The sequence below is a fragment of the Paenibacillus violae genome (assembly GCF_032461945.1).
GTDB classification, from domain to species: domain Bacteria; phylum Bacillota; class Bacilli; order Paenibacillales; family NBRC-103111; genus Paenibacillus_E; species Paenibacillus_E violae.
The window spans coordinates 1-1,245 of the sequence record NZ_JAWCUD010000035.1; the positions used below are offsets into that span (position 1 = coordinate 1).

General features: G+C 45.1%; 1 protein-coding gene. It reads right to left on the reverse strand.

Annotation, left to right across the window (positions count from 1 at the left end):
• The coding region (locus RQP52_RS36395) for an IS110 family RNA-guided transposase (RefSeq protein WP_315956299.1) at window positions 1-1,124 on the reverse strand (1,124 nt) is incomplete at its 3' end.
• Window positions 1,125-1,245: the final 121 nt, after the last annotated feature.

Sequence of the window (1,245 nt, forward strand, 5' to 3'; positions counted from 1 at the left end):
TGTAAGGCTTTAAATTCTTGGTTACTCATGACCATGCACATCGTAATTAAATAGAGAAAGTGACGTAGCCGTGGACGGCCTCGTTTACTGAGCTTCAGTTGTCCCTTCCATTTACCCGAGCTTGCTTCGGTTATATTAAGTCCTGCATGACGGAGTAGAGCGTTCCCGTGCGCATAACCTCGAAGATCTCCAGACTCTCCTAAAACACCAGCTAGAGCAATTGCACTTATTCCAGTAATGGCAAGGATTTTGCCTGAGTAGGGGATACGTTCAACAACGTCTTTGGCTTCTTTTTCGATCCTCTGCAGTTGTTTAGTGGCTAAGTCGTGCTCCTCTAGGAGCTGCTCTAGATGGAGCTTGTAAGCATGTGTTGCCTGCCTAGATCCAACCGTTTTCTTGGCCAGATCGATGAGTAGATGAGCTCTACGCACACCTGAATGCCGTTTCATTGATTTCTGCCATCCTTTAATGACATCGTCAGGACTTAGTTTACATAGCTCAGCTGGGAGCGGAAATAGCCGAAGGGTTAACAGTGCACCTTTGCAAGTTAAGATCTTAAAAACTTGTCTCAGTTCAGGAAAGACAATGTCGACCCAGCGGTGGATCTGGTTAACGGCACTTACGAGTCTTTTAACGACCGTTTCTCGGTTAGCCATAAGCACTCGCAGCTCCTCGTATTCGGAAGAATGGAAGCGGACAGGGGAGTAGTAGCCGTTTTTCACCATGTCGGCAATAACTAAAGCATCTTTTTTGTCGCTTTTAGAGCGTGTGTTGTCGCGGTTTTCTTTATTCTTTTTAACTAGATGAGGATTAACAAGTACGGCTTCAATGGCTTTGTTTTTGAGCCACCCGGCAAGGCTTAGCCAGTAATGGCCAGTCGGTTCCATACCAACGATGACTTGAGATAATTTAAATGAAGCTAGCAAGTCGCGAATCCAACGGTCGAGGGACTTGAAACCATCCTCGTCGTTACTAAACACTAAAGGATTACCAAGAGCGACACCTCGAAAGTTAACCGCTCTGGCAACGTGGGCCTCCTGAGCAATGTCTACACCAACAACAATATGATGAAAGGTAATGTTTTCAATGAGTTGATTTTGCTTATCTTGTGATTTAAACTTCATAGTAGAGCGTCCTCCTGGATGATGGAATTAAAGGGCTTTTGACCCGTTGCGTACTTCCATCGTACCGAGGCGCTCGTTTTTTTACAAAGCTGAAATTTATCCATCTACAGGAATCTAACGG